A 20,243-nucleotide genomic window follows, 5' to 3' on the forward strand; every position below is an offset into this window, starting at 1 on the left:
CCAGGGCCCAGGGATTCAGACCCGCTCTGGCGCAATGAATTCCGCCCGCTTCAGGCATCCCGCAGGCGATAGCCCACGCCCGCCTCGGTGACGATGAAGCGCGGCGCCGCCGGATCGTCGGCGAGCTTCTGCCGCAGGTGGCCGACCACCACGCGCAGGTAGTGGGTGTCCTCGACATGGCTGGGGCCCCAGATGTCCCGCAGCAGTTGCTGCTGGGTCACGACCCGACCGAGATGGCGGGCGAGCGTGGCCAGCACCGCGTACTCCTTGCGGGTCAGCGCCACTTCGGCGCCGTCGAGCAGCACGCGGCGGTAGGAGAAGTCCACGCACAGCGGCCCGACGCCGACCGTCGCGTCCTGTGCCTCACCTCGCGCGGACTGGCGCAGCAGCACGCGCACGCGGGCGAGGAATTCCTGGATGCCGAACGGCTTGGTCACGTAGTCGTTGGCACCGTTGTCCAGCGCCAGCACCTTTTCGCTCTCGCCGGCGCGCACCGAGAGCACCAGCACCGGCACCTGCGACCACTCGCGGATTTCCCGCAGCACGTCCTGGCCGTCCTTGTCCGGCAGGCCGAGGTCGAGCACCACCAGGTCGGGCTTGCCGAGCGCCGCCTGGGCCAGTCCCTCTTCGCCGCTGGCGGCCTCGATGACCTTGTAGCCGCCGGCGCTGAGGCTGATGCGGAGGAACTTGCGAATCTGCGGTTCGTCGTCGATGACCAGGATGGTGGCGGCGTTGCTCATCGGTAGCCTTGCTGCGCTGGCGGAGGCGCCCAGCTTGGGCTTTTCAGTTGCCGGCATCAAGCTGGTCGAGGTCCGGCTGGGATTGCAGCGGCAGGTGCAGGACCAGCGTCGCGCCGCGCCCGTCGATGCCCTCTTCCACCGTGATCCGCCCACCGTGCGCGCCGACCATGCCCTGGCAGATCGCCAGGCCGAGCCCGGTGCCCTGCCCGCCCCGGTCGCCACGGGCGCTGGTGTAGAACATGTCGAAGATCTTCTCCCGCTCGTGCGCGGGAATCCCCGGCCCCTCGTCGCCGACGCTGAACCGCAGCTCCTCGCCGACCTGTTCGGCGGCGACACGCAGGCGGCCGTGGGGCGGCGAGAAGCGCGCGGCGTTCTCCAGCACGTTGACCAGCGCCTGTTCGATCAGCGCGGCGTGTACGTAGAGCAGCGGCAGGTCCGGCGGCACATGGGTTTCCACCCGGTACGGCGCGACCACCGTGCGCAGGCGGTTGAGCGCGCTGCCGACGATGTCCCCCGGCGCCACCCAGTCGCGTGACAGCTTGAGGCCGCCGTGGCCGAGGCGGGTCATGTCGAGCAGATTCTGGATGTAGCGGTCGAGGCGCTCGGATTCGTCGCGGGTGCTTTCCAGCAGCTCGCGGCGATCCTCCGCCGGGATCGCCTCGCCGAGAGCCAGCAGGCAGTCGATCGACCCGCGCATGGCAGTAAGCGGCGTACGCAGGTCGTGGCTGACCGAGGCGAGCAAGGCGCTGCGCAGCTGTTCGGTTTCGCCATGCAGGCGGGCGGCTTCCAGGTCCTCCGCCAGTTGCGCGCGGGCCAGCGCCTGGGCCAGCGGCTGGCCAAGCGCGGCGAGCAGGCGGCGGCGCTGGCCGTCCAGCGCCCGGGCATCCAGCGGACGCACGCCGAGCAGCGCCAGCGGTCCCTCCTCCGCCGACAGCGGCAGCCACCACCAGGCGCCGCCCGGCAGGGTGCCGGTGCCCAGTCCCGCCGGCTGGTCGTGCTGCCAGGCCCAGTCGGCGGCGGCGCGCTCCTGCTCGTCGAGCTTGCGCTGCACGCCGGCCTCGACCTTCCATTCGCCGTGCGGACGGCCGAGCAGGCAGATTTCCATGTCCGCCCGGTCGCCCAAGTGCTGCGCGGCGGCCACCATCACCGCCTGGCGGTCGGTGGCGGCGGTGAGCTTGCGCGACAGGTCGAGGAGCTGGCCGGTTTCCTCCTGGGTGTCGCGCAGGGCCTGCAGTTGCCGGCGCTGGCGGGCGGCCAGGTTGCCGGTGAGGCCGGCCATGAGGAGGAAGAACAGCAGGGTCAGCACGTCCTCTTCGCGCTGGATGGTCAGGGAGAAATGCGGCGGGATGAACAGGAAGTCGTAGGCGATGAACGACAGCACCGCACAGACCAGCGCCGGCCCCTTGCTGCTGCGTACCGCCACCAGCAGCACGGCGGCGAGGAACACCAGGGAAATGTTCGGCAGCTCCAGCAGGTGCGCCACCCCCCAGGCCAGCGCGCTGGCGCTCGCCGCCGCCACCAGCGCCAGCAGGTAGTCGAGATGCGCCGGCTGCTGGCGCACGCGCGGGGGTGGCGAATCCTTCCCGGCCTCGCTGTCCAGCACGCTGATCTCCAGCCCGTCGCCGAGACGCAGCAGGCGCGCCGCCAGACCGCCGCCGAACAGCCGGCGATACCAGCGCTGCCGGGAGCGTCCCACCAGCAGCAGGCTGGCGCGGCGTTCGCGGGCGTGCTCGATCAGCGTGCGCGCCACCTCGCCGCCGCGCAGTTGCACCACTTCCCCGCCGAGGCGTTCGGCCAGTTGCTGGGCGTTCTGCAGGCCGAGACGGGTCTGCTCGTCACGCGACGCGCCGGTCTCGACGCTGACCAGGCTCCACGGCAGATGCCGGCGCTCCGCCACGCGGCTGGCATGGCGCACCAGCCGTTCGCTGTTGCCGCCGCCGTCCACGCCGACCAGCAGGCGTCCGCGCAACGCCGGCGCTTCGCCGCCCTGCTGGCGGTAGCGGCGCGCCAGATCGGCGTCCACCCGCGCGGCGGCGGTCTGCATCGCCAGTTCGCGCAGCGCGGTGAGGTTGGTCTGGCTGAAGAAGGCGTCGATGGCCGCGCGCGCCTGCTCCGGCACGTAGACCTTGCCCTCGCGCAGGCGCTCCAGCAGCTCGCGCGGCGGCAGATCGACCAGCTGCAGCTCGTCGGCCTCCTGCAGCACCCAGTCCGGCACCGTCTCGCGCACCTGCACGCTGGTGATGTCGCGCACCTGGTCGTTGAGGCTTTCCAGGTGCTGCACGTTGACCGTGGTGTAGACGTCGATGCCGGCGGCAAGCAGCTCCTGGATGTCCTGCCAGCGCTTGGCGTGGCGGCTGCCCGGCGCGTTGCTGTGCGCCAGTTCGTCGACCAGCGCCAGTTGCGGCGGATCGCCGAGCAGGCCGTCGAGGTCCATTTCCGCGAGGCGGATGCCCCGGTATTCGGAACGCAGCAGCGGCTGCTGCGGCAGGCCGGCGAGCAGCGCCTCGGTTTCGGCGCGGCCGTGGGTCTCGACGATGCCGACGCGCAGGTCCACACCCTGGCGCAACTGGCTCTGGGCGGCGAGCAGCATGGCGTAGGTCTTGCCCACCCCGGGGGCGGCGCCGAGGAACACCTTGAGACGGCCACGGCCGTTGCGCGGCAGCTCGGCGAGCAATGCATCGGCGCGCTTCGGGTCGGTCATGCGCAACTCCTTTTCGCAATCGACGGCATTCTAGTGCAGAGCGGCCAGAGCCATGTTCAGCGCCAGCACATTGACCACCGCCGGCCCCACCAGCGGCCGCTCGGTGTGCGCCTCGACCAGACGCTCCAAGGTGGCGGCCGGCAGCTTGCGCGCGGCGGCGATACGCGGCACCTGGTACAGCGCGGCGGCGGGCGGCAGTTGCGGGTCGAGGCCGCTGGCGGAGGTGGTCACCAACGCCTGCGGAACTGGCTGGCCGTTCACCGCTTCAGCGGCGGAGTCCTTGCCGATCCGTGCGACCAGGGTCGGATTGCCCGGCGCGAGGTTGCTGGCGGCGCTGGCAACCGTGGCGAAATCGCTGGCCGAGGGACGCGAGTGGAACCATTCGGCGCCTTCGAACTTCTGCGCGATCAACGCGGAACCACGGACCTTGCCCTGCTCGTCGCGGACCAGGCTGCCGTTGGCCTGCTCATGGAAAGCCACCTGGGCGATGGCGGTGACCGCCAGCGGATAGGCGACGCCGGTGATAAGAGTGAGCATCGCCAGGGCGCCGAGGGCGGGGCGGATGTGTTTGAGCATGGTGTTTCTCCTTCGGTAATCGAGGTGGGTTTCCCCTCACCCCTGCCCTCTCCCGGGGGGAGAGGGGGTTGTTCGGTGCAGCCTGATACGTCGTACCAACCGGCCACTTCGTACAGTCCCCTCTCCCTCCGGGAGAGGGTTAGGGTGAGGGGGCCAGTCCGTGGGATGGGTTGAGCGCAGCGATACCCATGCCGTCCCAGGAATCACGCCAACCCCACCGCCGTCAGCAGCATGTCGATGACCTTGATCCCCACGAACGGCGCCACCAGCCCGCCCACGCCGTAGATCAGCAGGTTCCTCCGCAGCAGATGCATCGCATCCGTCGCCTGCACCCGCACTCCGCGCAGGGCGAGCGGAATCAGCGCGACGATGATCAGCGCGTTGAACACGATGGCCGAGAGGATCGCGCTCTGCGGACTTTCCAGACGCATCAGGTTGAGCACATCGAGCTGCGGGTAGATGCCGACGAACAGCGCCGGCAGGATGGCGAAGTACTTGGCCACGTCGTTGGCCACCGAGAAGGTGGTCAGCGCGCCGCGGGTCACCAGCAGTTCCTTGCCGACCTGCACCACGTCGAGCAGCTTGGTCGGGTCGCTGTCCAGGTCCACCAGGTTGGCCGCCTCGCGCGCCGCCTGGGTGCCGTCGTTCATCGCCAGGCCGACGTCGGCCTGGGCCAGCGCCGGGGCATCGTTGGCGCCGTCGCCGCACATCGCCACCATGCGGCCGTCGCCCTGTTCCTGGCGGATGCGCGCCAGCTTCTTCTCCGGAGTGGCCTCGGCGATCACGTCGTCCACCCCGGCCTCGGCGGCGATGGCCGCGGCGGTCAGCGGGTTGTCGCCGGTCACCATCACGGTGCGGATACCCAGTTTGCGCAGTTCGGCGAAGCGCTCGCGAATGCCCGGCTTGACCACGTCCTTCAGGTGGATGGCGCCCAGCAGCCTGCCGTCGGCGACCACCAGCAGCGGCGTGCCGCCACTCTGGGCGATGCGCTCGACTTCGCGCGCCAGGGCTTCCGGCATGTCGTTACGCTCACGGCCGATGAAGGCCAGCGCCGCATCCACCGCGCCCTTGCGGTAGACCCGGCCATCGACGTCGACGCCGGACAGACGGGTTTCCGCGGTGAAGGCGATGGGAGTCAGGTGCTCGCGCGGCGGTTCCTCGACGGCATGCTGGCCGCGCAGGTATTCGACGATGGACTTGCCTTCCGGCGTGTCGTCGGCCAGCGAGGCCAGCAGCGCGCCCTCGGCCAGTTCGCGGCTGCCGACGCCCGGCGCGGCATGCAGCGCGCTGCAGCGGCGGTTGCCGAAGGTGATGGTGCCGGTCTTGTCCAGCAGCAGCACCTGCACGTCGCCCGCCGCCTCCACCGCGCGGCCGGACTTGGCGATCACGTTCAGCCGCACCAGCCGGTCCATGCCGGCGATGCCGATGGCCGAGAGCAGCCCGCCGATGGTGGTCGGGATCAGCGTCACCAGCAGCGCCACCAGGAACACCAGCGGCAGGTCGCCGCCGGCGAACAGGGCGAACGGCTTCAGGGTCACCACCACCAGCAGGAAGATCAGGGTGAGGCCGATCAGCAGGATGTCCAGCGCCACCTCGTTCGGCGTCTTCTGCCGCTTGGCGCCTTCCACCAGGGCGATCATGCGGTCGAGGGTCGACTCGCCGGGGTTGGCGGTGATCTTCACGATCAGCCAGTCGGACACCAGCCGGGTATTGCCGGTGACCGCCGAACGGTCGCCGCCGGACTCGCGGATCACCGGCGCGGATTCGCCGGTGATGGCCGCCTCGTTGACCGCCGCGACGCCTTCGATCACCTCGCCGTCGCCGGGGATCAGCTCGCCGGCCGTCACCCGCACCACGTCGCCCTTGCGCAGGGCGCTGGCGGCGACCTTCTCGTAGCTGCCGTCGGCCGTGCGGCGCAGCGCCTGCAAGCCCTGGGTGCCGGCCTTGAGGCTGTCGGCGCGGGCCTTGCCACGGCCTTCGGCGATGGCTTCGGCGAAGTTGGCGAACAGCACGGTGAACCACAGCCAGACGGCGATCTGCGCGGCGACCAGGGTCGGCACCGCATCGCCGCCGGCGAAGCACAGCACCGTGGTGAGGATGGCGGTCAGCTCGACCACCAGCATCACCGGCGCGCGCTGCAACTGGCGCGGGTCGAGCTTGACGAAGGCCTGCAGCAACGCCGGTTTCCACAGCGCGGCGAAGGTGGTGGCGGGACGTTTTCCGCTGGCATGGGCGCCTTGCAGCGCCGGGCTCTGGGCATTCATGGGCGGGCTCCTCAGAAGCCGAGGGTCAGGTGGTCGGCGATCGGGCCGAGCACCAGGGTGGGCAGGAAGTTCAGGCCGCCGACCAGCAGGATGGTCGCGGTGAGCAGGCTGACGAACAGCAGGCCGTGGGTCGGGAAGCTGTTCGGCCCCGGCGGCGTGGCCTTCTTCGCCGCCAGGCTGCCGGCGATGGCCAGCACCGGGACGATGTAGCCGAAGCGGCCGATCAGCATGGCCAGGGCGATCATCAGGTTGTGGAACGGCGTGTTGGCGCCGAAGCCGGCGAAGGCCGAGCCGTTGTTCGCCGCGCCCGAGGTGTAGGCGTAGAGCAACTGGCTGAAGCCGTGGGCGCCCGGGTTGCTCACCGAGGCCGCCGGCCCCGGCAGGCTGGCGGCGATGGCGCCGAGCACCAGCACGCCGACCGGCATCACCAGCAGGGTGGCGACCAGCAGGCGGACTTCCTTCGCTTCGAGTTTCTTGCCGAGGTATTCCGGGGTGCGCCCGACCATCAGCCCGGCGAGGAACACGGCGATCAGGACGAACAGCAGCATGCCGTAGAGCCCCGCGCCGACGCCGCCGAACACCACCTCGCCGAGCATCATGTTGCTCAGCGCGACCATGCCGGAGAGCGGGTTGAGGCTGTCGTGCATGGCGTTCACCGAGCCGTTCGAGGCGGCCGTGGTGGTCACCGCCCAGAGCACGCTGGCGGTAGTGCCGAAGCGACTGTCCTTGCCCTCCAGCGGCGCGCCCTGCTCCACCGGCAGCGCGGCCAGCGCCGGGTTCGGCTGGTGTTCGGCCCACAGCGCCGCGCCCAGGCCGATGAGGAACAGCGCCAGCATGCAGCCGAGGATCGCGCGGCTCTGGCGCAGGTCCTTCACGTAATGGCCGAAGGTGAACACCAGCGCCGCCGGGATCAGGATGATCGACGCCAGCTCGAACAGGTTGCTCCAGGCCGTGGGGTTCTCGAACGGGTGCGCCGAGTTCACGCCGAAGAAGCCGCCGCCGTTGGTTCCGAGCTGCTTGATGGCGATCTGGCTGGCCGCCGGGCCGAGCGGGATGCTCTGTTCGGCGCCCTGCAGGGTGGTGGCGTGGGCGTAGTCGAGGAAGGTCTGCGGCACGCCCTGCCAGACCAGCAGCAACGCCAGCAACAGGCACAGCGGCAGCAGGCCGTAGAGGGTCGCGCGGGTCAGGTCGACCCAGAAGTTGCCGAGGTTGTGCGTCGACTTGCGCGCAATGCCGCGCGCCAGCGCCACCAGCACGGCCAGGCCAACGGCGGCGCTGACGAAGTTCTGCACGGTCAGCCCGGCCATCTGGCTCAGGTAACTCAGCGACGCCTCGCCGCTGTAGGCCTGCCAGTTGGTGTTGGTGACGAAGCTGACGGCGGTGTTCAGTGCCAGCGTCCACTCCAGCCCCGGCAGGTGCTGCGGATTGAGCGGCAGCGAGCCCTGCAGCAAGAGAATGGCGAACAGCGCCGCCAGCCCGGCCAGGTTGAACGCCAGCAGGGCCAGGGTGTAGGTCTTCCAGTCCTGTTCGCGCTCCGGGTCGATGCCGCAGGCCCGGTAGACCAGGCGCTCGGCCGGCAGCAGCAGCGGGCTGAGGAACGTCCTCTGTCCCTCCATGACCTTGTAGAAGAAACGCCCGAGGAATGGCGCCGGCAGCAGCACCAGCGCGAGGAAGGCCAGGATCAGCAGGATGTCGTGGCTGTTCATGGCGGCCCCTAGTTGCGGTCGGCGCGCAGCAGCGCCACCAGCAGGTAGATGAATAGTCCCGTGGCGAGCAGCAGGGACACCCCGTCGAGAACGCTCATGGCTCTTCTCCTTGCGCAGGCGTGATTTCGATGGGGCCAGTGTCCGGCGCAGAGGCGTAAAGGAGCGATTGGCCGGCGGTGGGGGCGGCATAAAGAAAGCGTAAAGAGTGGTGGTGCCAAACTCGTAGGGCGGGTGCAACCCGCCACGATTGCGAACCGTTCTGGCGGGTTGCACCCGCCCTACGTATTGGCGATCAACTGTGCTCGCCGGCTGCTAAGAGGGGGGCAATGCACTCCGGATCGCCAGCAAGCTGGCTCCTAAAAAAGCGAGCGGTTGCGCCCTCTTTCCAACTGCCCTACCCTTGCCGAACAAATTCATCCGATGATTGGATGTCTGATCATGTCCACCATTCCCCTGAAACGCTCCCTGGTCGATATCGCCCTGGAGCAGATCCGCCAGCGCATCGACACCGGCATCTGGCCCCTCGGCCAGCGCCTGCCGCCCGAACCGGAACTCGCCGAGGTGCTCGGCATGAGCCGCAATACCGTGCGCGAGGCGGTGCGCGTGCTGACCTTCTCCGGCGTGCTGGAAGTGCGCCAGGGTGACGGCACCTACGTACGCGCCTGCGCCGATCCGCTGGGCACCATGCTGGCGCTGGCGCGCAGCCCGGTGGAGCACACCCTGGAAGCGCGCGCGATGATCGAGGTGGAAGCCGCCCGGCTGGCCGCCCTGCGGCGCACCGACGACGACCTGCTGGCGCTGCGCGAGGCCCTCGCCGCCTCCAGCGTGCGCCATGGCAAGGATGACCTGCAGGACTACATCGACCACGACCTGGTGTTCCACCAGCGGGTGGTCGACAGCGCGCACAACCCGGTGCTGAGCGAGCTGTACCGCTACTTCTCGCGGGCCGTGCGTGCCGGACTGGAGCACACCATTGGCGACCCGCAGCGCGAACAGCCGGATTTCGACCTGCACCGGCAGATGCTCGATGCCATCGAGCGCGGCGATGCCGATGCGGCGGCCGCGGCGAATCGTGCCCTGCTGATCTGATCCCTTCCTTTTCTGCCTTGCGAAACCCTGCCCATGTCCAGTTTTCCCCACGAGAATCCCGGCGAAGAACTGCTGATCGACGCCGAAATCGATGACGCACCGCAGCCGGCGCACATCCCGAGCAGCCCCTGGCTGCTGCTGACCGGGCTGATCCTGGTCGCCCTCAACCTGCGCCCGGCGCTGTCCAGCCTGGCGCCGATGCTCAAGATGGTGCGCGAAAGCACCGGGCTGTCCGGCGCCGCGGCGGGCCTGCTGACCACCCTGCCGGTGCTCTGCCTCGGCCTGTTCGCACCGCTGGCGCCGGTCCTGGCGCGGCGTCTGGGCGCCGAGCGCACGGTGCTGCTGATCCTCCTGGCGCTGGCCGGCGGCATCGTCCTGCGCAGCCTGTTCCCGGTGTTCGGCCTGTTCGCCGGGAGCATCCTGGCGGGCGCCAGCATCGGCATCATCGGCGTGCTGCTGCCGGGGATCGTCAAGCGCGACTTTCCCGCCCACGCCGGGGTAATGACCGGGGTCTACACCATGGCCCTGTGCCTCGGTGCGGCGCTGGCCGCCGGTGCGACGGTGCCGCTGGGCAAGCTGATGGACGACAGCTGGCAACTGGCGCTGGCCTTCTGGGCGGTGCCGGCGATCCTCGCCGCGCTGGTCTGGCTGCCGCAAGCGCGCACCGGCCACCACGCGCACCGCCAGGTCCACCGGGTCAGCGGCCTGTGGCGCGATCCGCTGGCCTGGCAGGTGACGCTGTACATGGGCCTGCAGTCATCGCTGGCCTACATCGTCTTCGGCTGGCTGCCGTCGATCCTCATCGACCGCGGCCTGACGCCCACGGAAGCCGGGCTGGTGCTGTCCGGCTCGGTGATGGTGCAGCTGGGCAGCGCGCTGGCCGCGCCCTGGCTGGCGACCCGTGGCCGCGACCAGAGGCCGGCGGTGGTGATCGTCATGCTCCTGACCCTCGCCGGCCTGCTCGGCATGCTCTACGCGCCGCTGTCCGGCATCTGGGGCTGGGCAGTGGTGCTCGGCCTCGGCCAGGGCGCCACCTTCAGCATCGCCCTGGCGCTGATCGTGCTGCGCGCGCGGGACGCCCACGTCGCCGCCAGCCTGTCGGGCATGGCGCAGGGCGTGGGCTATACGCTGGCGGCGCTGGGTCCGTTCCTGGTCGGCGTGGTGCACGACCTGACCGACGGCTGGAACGCCGTCGGCGTGATCTTCGTGGTGGTCACCCTGGGCGCCATCGCCGCGGGCCTCGGCGCCGGGCGCAACAGGCTGGTGCGGGCGCACAGCGAGCAGATCTAACCTGCTCAGAACCTGTCCATGATCTGCTGCGCGTCGGCATAACTGCGTTGAAAACGGGCTCGGGATGCTCATTTACTGCGTGTAAACTCCGCTCCCTCGCCCGTTTTCGCCTTGTTCTGCTCTAGCTCGCGAGATCGTGAACAGGTTCTCAGGCCACCGGCGGGGACGGCCGTTTCGGGCTGGCGATCCAGTCGGTGACCAGGTTGTAGACCACCGCCAGCAGCACCGGGCCGAGGAACAGGCCGATGAAGCCGAAGCTGATCAGGCCGCCGAGCACGCCGAGCAGCACCACCACCAGCGGCAGGTTGCCGCCGCGGCTGATCAGGTAGGGCTTGAGGATGTTGTCCACGCCGCTGATGACGAAGAAGCCCCAGAACGCCAGGAACACCCCGTAGCCGTAGTCGCCCTCGACGAACAGCCAGATGGTCGCCGGCCCCCAGATCAGCGGCGGCACCATCAGCAGGCTGCAGACGAAGGTCAGCACGCCGAGGATGATCGCGCCGGGGATGCCGGCGATCATGAAGCCGATGCAGGCCAGCACGGCCTGGGCGGCGGCGGTACCGATGACGCCGTTGACCACCCGTTGCACGGTGCCGGCGATCAGCTCCAGGTAGTGTCCGGCGCGGTCGCCGATCAGCCGTTCGAGCATGCTGTAGGCGAACTTCTCCAGGCGCGGCCCGTCGCGGTAGAAGAAGAAGATCAGCACCAGGCTCAGCACCAGTTCGAAGATGCCGGCGCCGAGCTTGGCCGAGCGCGCCAGCACCCAGTTGCCGACCTGGCCCATGTAGGGTTTCAGGGTGGCGAAGACGGCCGTGCCCTGCTGGTCGATGGAGTACCACCAGCCGATCAGCCGGCCGCCGATCATCGGCGTGCGCGCCATCCACTCCGGCGGTGGCGGCAGGCCGGAGACCTGCAGGTTCTTCACCAGTTCGACGCCCTCGCGCAGGTGGTCCGCCAGGCCGAAGCCCAGCCAGATCATCGGCAGCGCCACCAGCACGATCCAGCAGCCGGTCAGGATGCCGGCCGCCAGCGCCTCCCGCCCCCCCAGGAGCCGCGTCAGCCCGCGCATCAGCGGCCAGCTGGCGAACGCCAGCACCGCCGCCCAGAACAGCGCGGACCAGAACGGCGCCAGCACCCACAGGCTGGCCCCCAGCAGGATCAGCAGAAGAATGCGCAACAGCAGGCGATCGTTTTCGAACATCAGGGCCGGACTCCAGTCAGCAACGGCGGCGAATCGAGGTTTGACCTCAGTTTAGGCGGGAGGGTCCAGCGCCGTGGCTCGGAGGTGCGTCAGCGCAGCCAGGTCAGGTGCAACCCCTGGCCCTCGCCGCTGCCCAGCTCCAGGCGGGCAGCGCGCACGCCCTGTCCGCTCAGCGCCGAGCGCCAGTCCTCGGCATGGCTGCCGGCCAGTTCGACGCGCACCCCGGTATCCAGGCGCAGCGTGCGTACCAGCAGATCCAGCCAGGCGCCGCCGGGTTCCTCCGGCACGTGGCTGAGGGTCAGCTCGCCATTGGCCTTGAGCAGGCGCAACAGGGTCGCCGCGCTGGGCAACAGCTCGCCCAGCGGCGCGGCACCATCCAGCTGTTCGGCATGCAGGTAGGCGCGGCGGTTGCCGCGGGTGATGGTGTAGACCGCCAGCACGCTGTTCTCCTGCGGCGCGGCGAGGCGCACCAGCAGATAGGCCTGCTGGTCGTCGGGACCATACAGCTTGGAATTGCCGAACACTGCGTTGGCCAGCAGGCTGCTCGCCCCGCAGTCGCGCGCCTCGCACCAGAATAGCGGCGTGGCGTCGGCCTTGAGCAGGTCGGTACGCGCCTTCGCGAAGGCCTCCGCGCTGCTGTGCTCGTCCGGCAGGCGATAGGTCACCGCGCTGAGCTGGCCGACGGCGCGGACCTCGCCTTCCATGCGCAGGCGCCCGCTGATGCGGCTGATCGGTCCTTGCGGGTAGACCCGCTCCTCGGCGGGCGCCTCGCGGAAGTCGACGATCTCGGCGCGCGGGAAGCGCGGCAACGCCGGGAGGTCGTGGCTGTCGGGAATGTCTGCGGCGAACGCTGTGCCGCTCAGGATCAGGCTGAGAAAAAGGGCTGCTCGCATCCGCACGCTCAACGGGTCAGCATGGAACGGGCGGTGTTCACGGCTTTCTCATCGTCCTGCTCCTCGCGGCGCGGCACCAGCAGGCCGCGCTGCACCGCCGGACGCGCGTCGATGGCGGCGAGCCAGCGCTGCAGGTTGTCCAGGCCGTCGACGGAGACGCCGGACCACTCGTGGATGCGTACCCAGGGGAAGGTGGCAATGTCGGCGATGCTGTAGTCGCCGGCCAGGTACTCGACCTGGCCGAGGCGGGTGTCGAGCACTTCGTAGAGGCGGCGGGTTTCATGCTGGTAGCGGTCGATGGCGCCCTGCAGCCTTTCCGGGAAGTAGCGGAAGAACACGTTGGCCTGGCCCTGCATCGGCCCTACCCCGCCCATCTGGAACATCAACCACTGGATCACCGTAGAGCGGCCCTTGACGTCCTGCGGCAGCAGCCTGCCGGTCTTCTCCGCCAGATAGATAAGGATGGCGCCCGACTCGAACACCGCGAAGTCGTCGTTGTCGCGATCGACGATGGCCGGGATGCGGCCGTTCGGGTTGATCCGGAGGAAGGCCGGGCTTTTCTGTTCCTTGAGATCGAACGACAGCGCGTGCACCTCGTAGGGCAGGCCGAGCTCTTCGAGGGCGATGGACGCCTTGTGCCCGTTCGGTGTGGCGGCGGTGTAAAGGTCGATCATGCTCACTCTCCCTGATGCGATCCAAGCAGACTCGTGGCAAGCCCCGGTTTAGTCAAGCTGGCGGCGGATACCGGGTGTTTCCCGATATGGGTGCCTGTAGGAGCAACTGTCTTGCAGCCGAGGGTGCTTTTTTTGTAGGAGCGAGGGGGACGCCCAGTCCGATGCTCGCGAACATCGGCCCCGCAAAAGCTTCGCGAGCAGAGCTCGCTCCTACAGGAATACGCCCCGCTACGGATGTCTCGCGCTAGCGCTCCAGCAGGAATGGCCGGAACAGCGCCGCGACCGCCTCGGCGCCGGACTCGTCGTCCAGGTGCAGGTGGTGGCCGCCGGGCAGTTCGGTGATCTGGAAGGGCCGGCCATCGAGGAGATCATGCATGCCGGTGCTGCGCCCGAGCGCGCCGTCGCGGGCCAACACCAGGTTGACCGGACATTGCAGGGCGTCGACGAAGCTGCGCGCATGTTCCGGGGTGAAGCGCAGCGGCGACGGCAGGGTCAGGCGCGCGTCGGTGCGCCAGGTGTAGCCGCCCGGCACCGGCATCAGTCCGCGCGCCGCCAGCAGTTCGGCCGCCTCGCGGCTGACCGCGCCGCTCTTCATGCGCGCTTCCACGGCGCGCTCGACAGTCTCGTACATCGGCTTGCGCTTGCGCCCCAGCACCAGCTTCGCGCGGAGCGCATCGCCAAGATTCTGCGCACCCTTGGCCGGTTCGGCGGTGAACGGCACCAGTCCATCGATCAGCGCCAGGCGCTCCACCCGCTCCGGCATCGCCGCGGCGAGCAGGGTCGAGACGATGGCGCCCATCGAGTGGCCGAGCAGGGTGAAACGCTCCCAGCCCAGTTGCTCCGCGACCAGCAGCACGTCCATCACGTAGTCGCAGAGGGAATAGTCCATGCCAACCGCCCGGTGCGCCGACAGGCCGTGCCCGGCGAAATCCAGCGCGACGATACGCAGGCCCTCCAGCTTCGGTGTCAGTCGGGCGAAGGTCATGGCGTTGTCCAGCCAGCCGTGCAGGGCGATCACCGGACGACCGTCCTCCGGGCCGGACAGGTGGGCTGCCAGCTCGATGTGCGGCAGGTTCAGGCGGATTTCCTCGACATGCACGCTCATGCGCTTTCCCGCTCCCGATACGCGTACTGCCAACGACCCAGCACGTCCTTCAGCAGTTCGGCAGTGTCCCGCGGGCGCTCCAGCGGGAACATGTGGCCGCCCGGCAGGTACAGGCACTCGCCATGCCGTGCCGGCGCCGCCCAGCGGACCTGCCGCGGCAGCACCCGGCTCTGCTCGCCGAGCACCAGGCTCAGCGGCACCGCCAGTTGGCTCGGGCGCCCCGGGCTGGTGTGCGGGACGTTGCGGTAGATGCTGATCTCGGTGGCCGGATCGAAGCGCAGGCGCAGTCCCTGGCTGTCGGGAGCCGGCGCCAGGCCATGTTGCAGGTAGGCTTCCAGGCAATCCGGGTCGAAATGGCGGAACAGCGTCTTGCCGGCGAAGTAGCTGCGCGCCTCGTCCAGATCGGCGAATTCCTCGCGACGCCCAAGGGTACGCCCGGCCGGAGTGAGGCGGTCGATCAGGCCGAGATGCTTGGCGGCACGGATCATCAGCAGCCCCGGACGGCTGAACACCGGCGAATCGAGCATCACCACCCCGCGATACAGGTCGGGCCGGCGCAGCGCCGCACGGTAGTGGAGGATTCCGCCCAGGGAGTGGCCGACACCCCACACCGGCTCATCGAGCGTCGCCAGATGGTGCAGAAGCTCGTCCACCAGGTTCTCCCAGTTGGCGTTCACCGGGAATCGCGGATCGTGCCCGTGCATCTCCAGATGACGCACCCGGTAGTCCGGCTGCAGCACCTCGAACAGCTTGCCGTAGGTGGCCGAGGGAAAACCGTTGGCGTGAGCGAAGAATATTGTTTGTGTCATGCCTTCGAACTCAATGGGATTGCTTGGATCATGCTTCGCTGCCGTCAGCCCGGCGGAACCACGGCCATCAGGCGCGAGATGCAGCCTGGCTTACCGTCATCGCCATGCAGGCGGATGTCCCGGACGCAGGTGGCGCGACCAGCATGCACCGGCCGCGTCACCGCCGTCTCACCCGTCCTTCCGACAGGTGAAACTGCGCGCCAACCAAGCACTTGCTTGGTGGAATATTTCACGCACGCTGATCCTAGACAAGGATGTTTCAGAGAAATGTTGTAAGCCACTTCATACGCGCAGGCATTACGTCGTACGCCCCAATGGGGGATTTCCGCGGGCGAAAGAATCACCGCGATGCACGCACTTCACAGCCGCCCCGCGCAACACGCACTACCCTGCCAAGACCGTCCCAGAGGAAGCCCGTCCATGCTGGTGGTATTTCCGAGCGAACTCGATCAGTTCCTGTTCCTGGCCAATCTGCTGTTCGCCACCCTGTTCGGCGGCCTGATCGGCCTCAACCGTCAGTTGTACAACCGCCCGGCCGGGCTGCGTACCCATGCGCTGATTTCCCTCAGCGCGGCGATGGCCATCAGCATGATCCAGCAACTCCACCCCATCGGCGCCGACGCCGCCAGCCGCGTGGTGCAGGGAGCCCTGACCGGCATCGGTTTCATCGGCGCCGGGGTGATCGTGCATCACGAGCGCAAATACCGCGTCGAAGGCCTGACCACCGCCGCCACCATCTGGCTCTCCGCCATGATCGGCCTGGCTTGCGGCAGCGGGCAGGTGCTCGCCGGGGGGATAGGCATGCTGCTGGCGTTGCTGATTCTCACTGTCGGGAGATATCTGGAGAGAAAGATCGAGCGCAGCCGCAAGTTGCCGCCACCATCGAATCTGATGGATGACTAAAAAATGGTTCATCGCGGATTATCGGGGAAGGCGGCGCCAAGTGGCTGGGCCAGAACTCACGTAGGTTGGTGCTGAACGCAGTGAAGCCCAACGATGGCGATGTTGGGCTTCGCGTTGCTCAGCGCCAACCTACGGTGGGCACTGCCGACCGTAGGAGCAACTGTCTTGCCGACTGCGCCGAGGTGCTCTTCGTAGGATGGGTTGAGCCTGCGAAACCCATGCGGCCGTGGTGATGGGTATCGCTTCGCTCAACCCATCCTACGACGGCGTTTTTCCCGCACCTCGTAGGAGCGGGCCATGCCCGCGATTCGCGCCCCTGATCTCAGTGATGCCGCGGATGGTAGACCGACACCAGCCGCATCAACCCCGCCACCGGAAATTCGCCTTCCAGCTCCGCCAGCGACGCGGTGTTCATGGGCAGCGCTTCGCTGCGGCTGCCATGTACCAGCAGCCCGGCCAGCGAACCGATCAGCGGCTGGTGGCTGACCAGCAGCAGGTTGCGCTCGCCGCGGCCGTCGAGGAAGCGCAGCACGTCGCGCGGGTCGTCGTCCGGGGTCAGCCAGGGCGCGGTGTGGACGGCGCCGTCCAACCCCAGCGCCTCGCGCACCAGCTCGGCGGTTTCCTGGGCGCGTACGTAGGGGCTGGCGAGAATGCCGTCGATAGGATGGCCGGACAGGTGTCCGGCGCTGATCAGGACTTCCTTGCGGCCGTGGGCGGTGAGCCGCCGGTCGGCGTCGCGGCGCGCCTGCGGCTCGGCTTCGCCGTGGCGCAGCAGCCAGATCTTCATAGCTTCGGCTCTTCGTCACGCACCGGATGTTCGGCCGGCGGCACGTTGTGCGGGGCCTCGCCTTCCGGCTCGCGCGGGGTCGGCCAGTCAGCGAACGGCCAGGGCTTCTCGTCGGTCTGGAAGCTGCCGAAACGGCCGATCTGCGCGAGGAACTGGCTGAGGCTGTCGCCGAAGCCCATCAGGCTGCCGCTGGGCGCGCCATAGATGATGCGGTAGATCAGTTGCAGCAGGACGACGACACCGAGGATCAGCTCGGCCACCTGCCAGACCAGCACGAACAAGAACATCCAGAGGATACGGATGGCGAGCGATTCCTTTCCCTGACGATCGGCGGACATGCTGTGTTCTCCTTAGAAACCCGTGGTTGGAATGAAGTCGACGTCGGTCTTCGGCTCGCCGCTCATCAGCGCCTGGATGACCTGCTCCAGCGTACGCCCGCCGAAGAGAATGGCGTACAGGCCGGCTACCAGCGGCATGTAGACCTGCAGTTCGTCGGCCTTGGCCTTGAGCACCCGCAGGGTGTTCACGCCTTCCGCCGTCTCGCCCATGCGCGCCACCGCATCCTCCAGGCTCAGGCCTTCGCCGAGGGCGTAGCCGACCTGGTAGTTGCGGCTCTTCGGCGACGAGCAGGTGACGATCAGGTCGCCGACCCCGGCCAGGCCGAGGAAAGTCATCGGGTTGGCGCCGAGTTTCACCGCGAAGCGGGTCATCTCCGCCAGGGCGCGGGTGATCAGCATGCTCTTGGTGTTCTCGCCCATGCCCAGCGCGGCGGCCATGCCGGCGATGATCGCGTAGACGTTCTTCAGAGCGCCGCCCAGCTCGACGCCGAAACGGTCGGCACTGGCATAGACGCGGAAGGTGCGGCCGTGCAGCGCGGACTGGACGCGCTCGCAGAGCTGCTCGTCCTCGCTGGCGACCACGGTGGCGGTGAGTTCGTGCTCGGCGATTTCGCGGGCCAGGTTGGGGCCGGAGATCACCCCGATGCGCGCCTCCGGTGCGATTTCTTCGAGCACCTGGCTCATCAGCTTGAAGCCCTGCGCCTCGATGCCCTTGGTCAGGCTGACCAGCAGTTTGCCGGCCAATGCATCCGCCAGCGGCGCCAGGACGTTGCGCAGCGCGCTGGACGGCAGCGCGACGAAGATCATCTGGCACGCGGCCAGGGTGGCAGGAAGATCGGTGACCGGTTCCACGCCGTCATGGATGCGCACGTCCTTCAGGTAACGCGGGTTCGCGCGCTGGCTGCGAATGGACTCCGCCTGCTCCTCGTCGCGCATCCACAGGCGGACGCTCTGCCCGTTCTCCGCCAGCAAGTTGGCGAAGGCGGTGCCGAAACTTCCACCTCCCAGCACGGCAATCGGTTGCTGCTCAGTCATGACTCTTCCATAAAGGGCCGCGCGGTGCGGCGATTGCGGCATTATAAGGCCCCTCCACGAGGCGCACAGCCTGCTTCGCCAGACTGGCAAACCGTGGCACGTCGTTTAACATCCGCACAAACAGAAATCGAGAACAGGGCCGTTCCGTGCACATGGCAGACCGTTCGCCTCTTTCGCGCCACTTCGCTCCCCTGCCGTTCGTCGCGGGAGCCGCGCCATGAGCGCCGCCAAGGGCTGGAGCATCCAGGCCCGCATGCTGGCCATCAGCCTGGGGCCGGCGCTGCTGCTGACCCTGCTGCTCACCGGCTATTTCACCTATGCGCGGCTGCAAGACCTGCGCCATGAACTGCAGCACACCGGCCAGCTGATCGCCAACCAGTTGGCGCCAGCGGTGGAGTTCGGCGTCTTCACCAACAATCCCGCGCTGCTGAAGAACCTGCTGCAGGCCACGCTCGGCACGCCCAACGTGCGTTTCGTCGAAGTGCGCGACCGCAAGGACGACATCCTCGTCTACGTCGAGCACGACGCCAGCTCGCTGGAGAGCAGCCCGGGAGTGGCGGTCTTCCAGTCCGCCATCCAACGCCAGAGCATTCCCGCGCTCGCCGCCCCGCTGCCGGGCGAAACGGTGCATGCGCTGGACGATCTCTCCGGCGACGACTATCTGGGCCGGGTCGTGGTGGGCATGGCCGACGACGCGTTCAGCCAGTGCCAGCAGGAAATCCTCCTCAAGGGCGGCCTGCTGGCGCTGTTCGCCCTCGCCCTCACGCTGCTCCTGGTGCGCCGCCTGGCCCGCCGCCTCGCCGCGCCGATCGGCACCATGGGCCGCGCCGTGCAGGCGATCCAGAAAGGCGACTACCGCACGACCCTGCCCGTGCTCGACGACGGCGAACTCGGCGACCTCGCCCGCCACATCAACAACCTGGCGCGCGGCCTGCAACAGGCCAGCGCCGAGCAGGAACGCAGCATCGCGCAACTGATCGCCGCGCGCGAAGAGGCGGAACAGGCCAACAACGCGAAATCCGAATTCCTCGCCATGATGAGCCATGAGCTGCGCACGCCGATGAACGGTGTGCTCGGCATGCTGCAGCTGCTGGACACCACCGAGCTGAGCCAGGAACAGGCCGAATACAGCGCGCTGGCCACCGAATCGACGGAGCACCTGCTCAAGGTCATCAACGACATTCTCGACTTCTCCCGCATCGAGCGTGGCGCGCTGGAGCTGGAGCGCCTGCCGTTCAATCCGCTGGAGCTGGTCCAGGGCTCGGTCCAGGTGTTCCAGCACAGCGGCCAGCAACGCGGCCTGGAGCTGGTGGTGGATGCCCAGGACGGCCTGGGGAATCTCGAAGTCCAGGGCGACCCCACGCGAATCCGGCAAATCCTGGTGAACCTGCTGGGAAATGCGATGAAATTCACCGAAGAGGGAAGCATCCGCCTGGAAGCCCGCTGGCAGCCTCTGGATGACGAGGTGCTCTGGTTCACCTGCGCGGTGCACGACAGCGGGATCGGCATTCCCCCGGACCGCCTGGAGCAGATGTTCGAAGCCTTCCGCCAGGCCGACTCGTCCGTCTCGCGGCGCTTCGGCGGCACCGGGCTCGGCCTGGCCATCGCCCGCACCATGGCCGAGCGCATGGGCGGCACGCTGCACGCCACCAGCCAGCAGGGCGTCGGCTCGACCTTCACCCTGGAAATCCCCCTGCCGTTCCGCATCCGCCAGCAGCCGGCGGACAAGGTCGAGCCGGAATCCGACAAACGTGCCGCTGGTCAGTCCATCCTGCTGGTCGAGGACAACCCGGTGAATCAAACGGTCATAGAAGCCATGTTGCGCAGCCTGGGTTATCGGGTCAGTCTGGTAGGAGATGGCGTGCAGGCCGTACGCAGCGTGGAAAGCGCCGATTTCAGCGCAATCCTCATGGACTGCCGGCTGCCGGTGCTCGACGGCTACGCCGCGACCCGGCAGATCCGCGCCGGAGCGCGCGGCCGGCAGATTCCGATCATCGCCCTGACGGCCAACGCGCTGGAGGGCGACCGCGAGGCCTGCCTCGCCGCCGGGATGAACGATTACCTGGCGAAACCGTTCAAACGCGCCGATCTGCAGCGGATTCTGCAACACTGGGTGACGGCAGGAAGTTGAA

18 protein-coding genes are annotated in these 20,243 nt (G+C 68.4%); 4 read left to right on the top strand and 14 right to left on the bottom strand.

What is annotated here, in order from left to right; genetic code table 11:
* Positions 1–50 precede the first annotated feature (50 nt).
* The 6 genes from JFY56_RS04650 to kdpF all read right to left on the bottom strand — a co-directional run bounded on the left by JFY56_RS04650 (position 51) and on the right by kdpF (position 8,085).
* Positions 51–740 carry a response regulator gene (locus JFY56_RS04650; RefSeq protein WP_208312318.1) on the bottom strand — a complete coding sequence of 230 codons (690 nt, stop codon included), beginning with the start codon at positions 738–740 and terminating at the stop codon, positions 51–53.
* Positions 741–783: 43 nt separating this feature from the next.
* The gene (locus JFY56_RS04655) at positions 784–3,441 is read right to left on the bottom strand and encodes a sensor histidine kinase (protein WP_208312319.1); all 2,658 of its coding nucleotides are present in this window, start codon (positions 3,439–3,441) and stop codon (positions 784–786) included.
* A 30-nt stretch (positions 3,442–3,471) separates the two neighbouring features.
* Entirely contained in the window at positions 3,472–4,017 is a 546-nt protein-coding gene (kdpC, locus tag JFY56_RS04660; RefSeq protein ID WP_208312320.1) for a potassium-transporting ATPase subunit KdpC, read from the bottom strand.
* Positions 4,018–4,220: 203 nt separating this feature from the next.
* Positions 4,221–6,281 (bottom strand): potassium-transporting ATPase subunit KdpB, encoded by a 2,061-nt coding sequence (kdpB, locus tag JFY56_RS04665; protein ID WP_208312321.1) that lies wholly within the window; start codon positions 6,279–6,281, stop codon positions 4,221–4,223.
* An 11-nt stretch (positions 6,282–6,292) separates the two neighbouring features.
* Positions 6,293–7,987 (bottom strand): potassium-transporting ATPase subunit KdpA, encoded by a 1,695-nt coding sequence (kdpA, locus tag JFY56_RS04670; RefSeq protein ID WP_208312324.1) that lies wholly within the window; start codon positions 7,985–7,987, stop codon positions 6,293–6,295.
* 8 nt (positions 7,988–7,995) lie between these two features.
* Positions 7,996–8,085 carry a K(+)-transporting ATPase subunit F gene (gene kdpF, locus JFY56_RS04675; RefSeq protein ID WP_208312326.1) on the bottom strand — a complete coding sequence of 30 codons (90 nt, stop codon included), beginning with the start codon at positions 8,083–8,085 and terminating at the stop codon, positions 7,996–7,998.
* A gap of 340 nt (positions 8,086–8,425) precedes the next feature.
* Here kdpF and JFY56_RS04680 point away from each other — a divergent pair, with 340 nt between their 5' ends.
* Positions 8,426–9,076 carry a FadR/GntR family transcriptional regulator gene (locus tag JFY56_RS04680; protein WP_208312328.1) on the top strand — a complete coding sequence of 217 codons (651 nt, stop codon included), beginning with the start codon at positions 8,426–8,428 and terminating at the stop codon, positions 9,074–9,076.
* A 33-nt stretch (positions 9,077–9,109) separates the two neighbouring features.
* Positions 9,110–10,366: a CynX/NimT family MFS transporter gene (locus JFY56_RS04685; protein WP_208312329.1), complete on the top strand. Its 1,257-nt coding sequence runs from the start codon at positions 9,110–9,112 to the stop codon at positions 10,364–10,366.
* A gap of 148 nt (positions 10,367–10,514) precedes the next feature.
* On the opposite strand, the gene JFY56_RS04690 is transcribed toward JFY56_RS04685, so the two are convergent.
* The 5 genes from JFY56_RS04690 to JFY56_RS04710 form a co-directional block, all read right to left on the bottom strand.
* A complete protein-coding gene (locus JFY56_RS04690) occupies positions 10,515–11,567 on the bottom strand; it encodes an AI-2E family transporter (protein WP_208312330.1) in 1,053 nt (350 codons plus the stop codon).
* Between the two features lie 89 nt (positions 11,568–11,656).
* Entirely contained in the window at positions 11,657–12,460 is an 804-nt protein-coding gene (locus JFY56_RS04695; protein WP_208312331.1) for a DUF4892 domain-containing protein, read from the bottom strand.
* An 8-nt stretch (positions 12,461–12,468) separates the two neighbouring features.
* On the bottom strand, positions 12,469–13,134 hold the full coding sequence (locus tag JFY56_RS04700; RefSeq protein ID WP_208312332.1) for a glutathione S-transferase family protein: 666 nt from the start codon (positions 13,132–13,134) through the stop codon (positions 12,469–12,471).
* A 244-nt stretch (positions 13,135–13,378) separates the two neighbouring features.
* Entirely contained in the window at positions 13,379–14,239 is an 861-nt protein-coding gene (locus JFY56_RS04705) for an alpha/beta hydrolase (protein ID WP_208312333.1), read from the bottom strand.
* A complete protein-coding gene (locus JFY56_RS04710) occupies positions 14,236–15,048 on the bottom strand; it encodes an alpha/beta fold hydrolase (RefSeq protein ID WP_208312334.1) in 813 nt (270 codons plus the stop codon). The genes JFY56_RS04705 and JFY56_RS04710 overlap by 4 nt, the downstream gene beginning before the upstream one ends.
* Positions 15,049–15,468: 420 nt before the next feature.
* Between JFY56_RS04710 and JFY56_RS04715 the strand changes: the two genes are divergently transcribed.
* A complete protein-coding gene (locus tag JFY56_RS04715; protein ID WP_208312335.1) occupies positions 15,469–15,951 on the top strand; it encodes an MgtC/SapB family protein in 483 nt (160 codons plus the stop codon).
* 322 nt (positions 15,952–16,273) lie between these two features.
* On the opposite strand, the gene sixA is transcribed toward JFY56_RS04715, so the two are convergent.
* Genes sixA through JFY56_RS04730 form a run of 3 tightly spaced genes read right to left on the bottom strand, consistent with a single transcriptional unit; the run spans position 16,274 to position 18,111 of the window.
* Entirely contained in the window at positions 16,274–16,738 is a 465-nt protein-coding gene (gene sixA / locus JFY56_RS04720) for a phosphohistidine phosphatase SixA (protein ID WP_208312336.1), read from the bottom strand.
* The gene (locus JFY56_RS04725) at positions 16,735–17,076 is read right to left on the bottom strand and encodes a DUF4389 domain-containing protein (protein ID WP_208312337.1); all 342 of its coding nucleotides are present in this window, start codon (positions 17,074–17,076) and stop codon (positions 16,735–16,737) included. The genes sixA and JFY56_RS04725 overlap by 4 nt, the downstream gene beginning before the upstream one ends.
* A 12-nt stretch (positions 17,077–17,088) precedes the next feature.
* On the bottom strand, positions 17,089–18,111 hold the full coding sequence (locus tag JFY56_RS04730) for an NAD(P)H-dependent glycerol-3-phosphate dehydrogenase (protein WP_208312338.1): 1,023 nt from the start codon (positions 18,109–18,111) through the stop codon (positions 17,089–17,091).
* Between the two features lie 217 nt (positions 18,112–18,328).
* Between JFY56_RS04730 and JFY56_RS04735 the strand changes: the two genes are divergently transcribed.
* The gene (locus JFY56_RS04735; RefSeq protein ID WP_208312339.1) at positions 18,329–20,242 is read left to right on the top strand and encodes an ATP-binding protein; all 1,914 of its coding nucleotides are present in this window, start codon (positions 18,329–18,331) and stop codon (positions 20,240–20,242) included.
* Position 20,243: the final 1 nt, after the last annotated feature.

It is taken from the genome of Pseudomonas schmalbachii (genome assembly GCF_017589465.1).
In the GTDB taxonomy this organism is placed as follows: Bacteria; Pseudomonadota; Gammaproteobacteria; order Pseudomonadales; family Pseudomonadaceae; genus Pseudomonas; species Pseudomonas schmalbachii.